This is a genomic window from Ruminococcus sp. AM43-6 (genome assembly GCF_003461785.1).
Lineage (GTDB): Bacteria > Bacillota > Clostridia > Oscillospirales > Ruminococcaceae > Hominimerdicola > Hominimerdicola aceti.
Genome location: NZ_QTXU01000064.1, coordinates 1 through 3,687, shown reverse-complemented (window position 1 = coordinate 3,687; position 3,687 = coordinate 1). Strand labels below are relative to the sequence as shown.

Genomic DNA, 3,687 nt, shown 5'->3' with positions numbered 1-3,687 from the left:
TCAGTGTAAAATGTACTTGGGTCATGTAAAAGTCCTCCTGGGTATGTTTTTGTCGTTAAAAACATTGTACCGTAAAAGGACTGTTATATGGCCTTTTTACTTTTACACAATTATACGGACTTTATCTATTTTCAGCCTGTATCATAGCTAAACAAATCGAGTTGTGTGTCCGTTTTTGGGCGTTCTGCTAGCTTGTTTAAAGTCTCTTGAATGAATGTATGTTCTAAGTCAAAAAACTCTGACAGCGCCTTTATATAGCTTTCTTTTTCTTCTTTTTTTACTTTAATGATCGATAGCAACAATGATTTAACACTAGCAAGTTGAATGCCACCATTTCTTCCTGGTTTAATCTTAAAGAAAATTTCCTGATTCGCCTTCAGTACCTTCAGCAATTTATCTAATGTCCGCTCAGGAATGCCTAGCGCTTCTCTAATCTCTTTTTTAGTCGTCACCAAATAAGGCTTGTATACATCACTTTTTTCGCTAATATAAGCCATTAAATCTTCTTTCCATTCTGACAAATGAACACGTTGACGTTCACTTCTTTTTTTCTTGAATTTAAACCACCCTTGACGGACAAATAAATCTTTACTGGTTAAATCACTTGATACCCAAGCTTTGCAAAGAATGGTAATGTATTCCCTATTAGCCCCTTGATAGTTTTCTGAATAGGCACTTCTAACAAGTTTAATCACTTCTTTTTCTTCTAAGGGTTGATCTAATCGATTATTAAACTCAAACATATTATATTCGCACGTTTCGATTGAATAGCCTGAACTAAAGTAGGCTAAAGAGAGGGTAAACATGACGTTATTACGCCCTATTAAACCCTTTTCTCCTGAAAATTTCGTTTCGTGCAATAAGAGATTAAACCAGGGTTCATCTACTTGTTTTTTGCCTTCTGTACCGCTTAAAACCGTTAGACTTGAACGAGTAAAGCCCTTATTATCTGTTTGTTTGAAAGACCAATCTTGCCATTCTTTGAAAGAATAACGGTAATTGGGATCAAAAAATTCTACATTGTCCGTTCTTGGTATACGAGCAATCCCAAAATGATTGCACGTTAGATCAACTGGCAAAGACTTTCCAAAATATTCTCGGATATTTTGCGAGATTATTTTGGCTGCTTTGACAGATTTAAATTCTGATTTTGAAGTCACATAAACTGGCGTTTCTAAAACAAAATATGCTTGATAACCTTTATCAGATTTGATAATTAACGTAGGCATAAAACCTAAATCAATAGCTGTTGTTAAAATATCGCTTGCTGAAATAGTTTCTTTTGCCGTGTGAATATCAAAATCAATAAAGAAGGTATTGATTTGTCTTAAATTGTTTTCAGAATGTCCTTTCGTGTATGAACGGTTTTCGTCTGCATACGTACCATAACGATAAACGTTTGGTGTCCAATGCGTAAATGTATCTTGATTTTCGTGAATCGCTTCTTCGGAAGTCAGAACAACGCCACGTCCGCCAATCATGCTTTTTTTTGAGCGATACGCAAAAATAGCCCCTTTGCTTTTACCTGGCTTGGTAGTGATTGAGCGAATTTTACTATTTTTAAATTTGTACTTTAACAAGCCGTCATGAAGCACAGTTTCTACAACAAAAGGGATATTCATTCAGCTGTTCTCCTTTCTTACGAAAATTAATTAGTTAGAAGCTACGATCAAAGTTGAATCACAACAAAAAAGGCAATCAACTAAGTTTTTCTTAATTGATTGCCTGGTATCTTCTTAAAGACTTGAAATTCCCTCAAAAACCCGATATAATGGGTTTACAGATATTTAAGTATCTGATTAATAAAGTAATTAAATACTTTACCAAATTTCGGGTCTCGACTTCTTTAATTGATTGGTGGTAATCAATTAAGGCTCGCAACTTATTTTCTTGGCGGAAAATAAGTTGGTCGTGGCTCTTTTTTTGTATTCTTTATTCAGTTCGTTGTTTCGTTATATCTAGTATACCGCTTTTAAAAAAAATAAGCAACAATTTCGTTAAATATATTAACGACAATCATTGCTTCTCTTCTTCTATTTGCAACTCTACTTGTTCTAATTCATTAGGAATTAAGTCAATAACTAAGGTTGAGTTTGTCAATTCTGCAATTCGTTCCAATGTTTTTAATGTCGGATCTGATTTTCCTGATTCAATCAATGAATAATTTGATCTACTCATTTCTAATTCTTGGGAGAATTTTTCTTTTGATTTGGTACCTCTCATCTTTTTTAAGCTTTCTCTAAATGCTAGTTCCAAGTTTCTCCCTCCTGTTTATGTAAATATTTTGCACGTTTTCCATTTAATTATATCGTTACACCTTGTAAATCACAAGTGATTAATCACAAATCACTTGTGATTAGTGATTGTTATTGGTGTTGCCTAGAACGATTCTAAGCACATGTTTAATTTTAAAGTGGGCAATTATCTTTAAAATGTCCTACAATGATTCAATAAAAGCATGGCTGCTAGTGAAACTTGCGACCATGCTTTTAAAAATACTTAATGGGGTCCCGAGCGCTTTAGCTCCTTGGAAGCTGTCAGTAGTATACCTAATAATTTATCTACATTCCCTTTAGTAACGTGTAACTTTCCAAATTTACAAAAGCGACTCATAGAATTATTTCCTCCCGTTAAATAATAGATAACTATTAAAAATAGACAATACTTGCTCATAAGTAACGGTACTTAAATTGTTTACTTTGGCGTGTTTCATTGCTTGATGAAACTGATTTTTAGTAAACAGTTGACGATATTCTCGATTGACCCATTTTGAAACAAAGTACGTATATAGCTTCCAATATTTATCTGGAACATCTGTGGTATGGCGGGTAAGTTTTATTAAGACACTGTTTACTTTTGGTTTAGGATGAAAGCATTCCGCTGGCAGCTTAAGCAATTGCTGAATCGAGACTTGAGTGTGCAAGAGCAACCCTAGTGTTCGGTGAATATCCAAGGTACGCTTGTAGAATCCTTCTTCAACAATCAGATAGATGTCAGACGCATGGCTTTCAAAAACCACTTTTTTAATAATTTGTGTGCTTAAATGGTAAGGAATACTCCCAACAATTTTATACCTCTGTTTGTTAGGGAATTGAAACTGTAGAATATCTTGGTGAATTAAAGTGACACGAGTATTCAGTTTTAATTTTTCTGACGATAAGTTGAATAGATGACTGTCTAATTCAATAGACGTTACCTGTTTACTTATTTTAGCCAGTTTCGTCGTTAAATGCCCTTTACCTGTTCCAATTTCGTAAACGGTATCGGTTTCTTTTAAATTCAATTGTTTTATTATTTGGTTGAGTACTTTTTCACTCGTTAAAAAGTTTTGAGAATATTTTATATTTTTGTTCATGTAATCACTCCTGAAGTGATTACATCTATAAATAAATACAGAAGTTAAACGATTTGTTTGTAATTTTAGTTATCTGTTTAAAAAGTCATAAGATTAGTCACTGGTAGGAATTAATCTAACGTATTTATTTATCTGCGTAATCACTGTTTTTAGTCTGTTTCAAAACAGTAGATGTTTTATCTACATTACGCATTTGGAATACCAACATGACGAATCCCTCCTTCTTAATTACAAATTTTTAGCATCTAATTTAACTTCAATTCCTATTATACAATATAGTGGTTCAGTTGTCAAGACAAAAATCTAAGCTTTTTATAATGAACTGATATATG

At 33.2% G+C, this 3,687-nt stretch carries 4 protein-coding genes; all 4 read right to left on the bottom strand.

Features of this window, described 5'->3' with window-relative positions; genetic code table 11:
- Positions 1-131: 131 nt before the first annotated feature.
- The 4 genes from DW938_RS14310 to DW938_RS14290 all read right to left on the bottom strand — a co-directional run bounded on the left by DW938_RS14310 (position 132) and on the right by DW938_RS14290 (position 3,563).
- The gene (locus tag DW938_RS14310) at positions 132-1,622 is read right to left on the bottom strand and encodes a primase C-terminal domain-containing protein (RefSeq protein WP_002380753.1); all 1,491 of its coding nucleotides are present in this window, start codon (positions 1,620-1,622) and stop codon (positions 132-134) included.
- Positions 1,623-2,016: 394 nt separating this feature from the next.
- On the bottom strand, positions 2,017-2,256 hold the full coding sequence (locus tag DW938_RS14305; RefSeq protein WP_002380754.1) for a helix-turn-helix domain-containing protein: 240 nt from the start codon (positions 2,254-2,256) through the stop codon (positions 2,017-2,019).
- 361 nt (positions 2,257-2,617) lie between these two features.
- Positions 2,618-3,355 (bottom strand): 23S rRNA (adenine(2058)-N(6))-methyltransferase Erm(B), encoded by a 738-nt coding sequence (gene erm(B), locus DW938_RS14295; protein ID WP_002292226.1) that lies wholly within the window; start codon positions 3,353-3,355, stop codon positions 2,618-2,620.
- Positions 3,356-3,479: 124 nt separating this feature from the next.
- Positions 3,480-3,563, bottom strand: a complete 84-nt coding sequence (locus DW938_RS14290) for a 23S rRNA methyltransferase attenuation leader peptide (RefSeq protein WP_001814874.1) — start codon at positions 3,561-3,563, stop codon at positions 3,480-3,482.
- Between the last annotated feature and the right edge of the window lie 124 nt (positions 3,564-3,687).

Bases quoted from the DNA above. Each gene is read 5' to 3' on its own strand.
- DW938_RS14310 (WP_002380753.1), bottom strand. From the start codon at position 1,622: ATGAATATCCCTTTTGTTGTAGAAACTGTGCTTCATGACGGCTTGTTA.
- DW938_RS14290 (WP_001814874.1), bottom strand. From the start codon at position 3,563: ATGTTGGTATTCCAAATGCGTAATGTAGATAAAACATCTACTGTTTTG.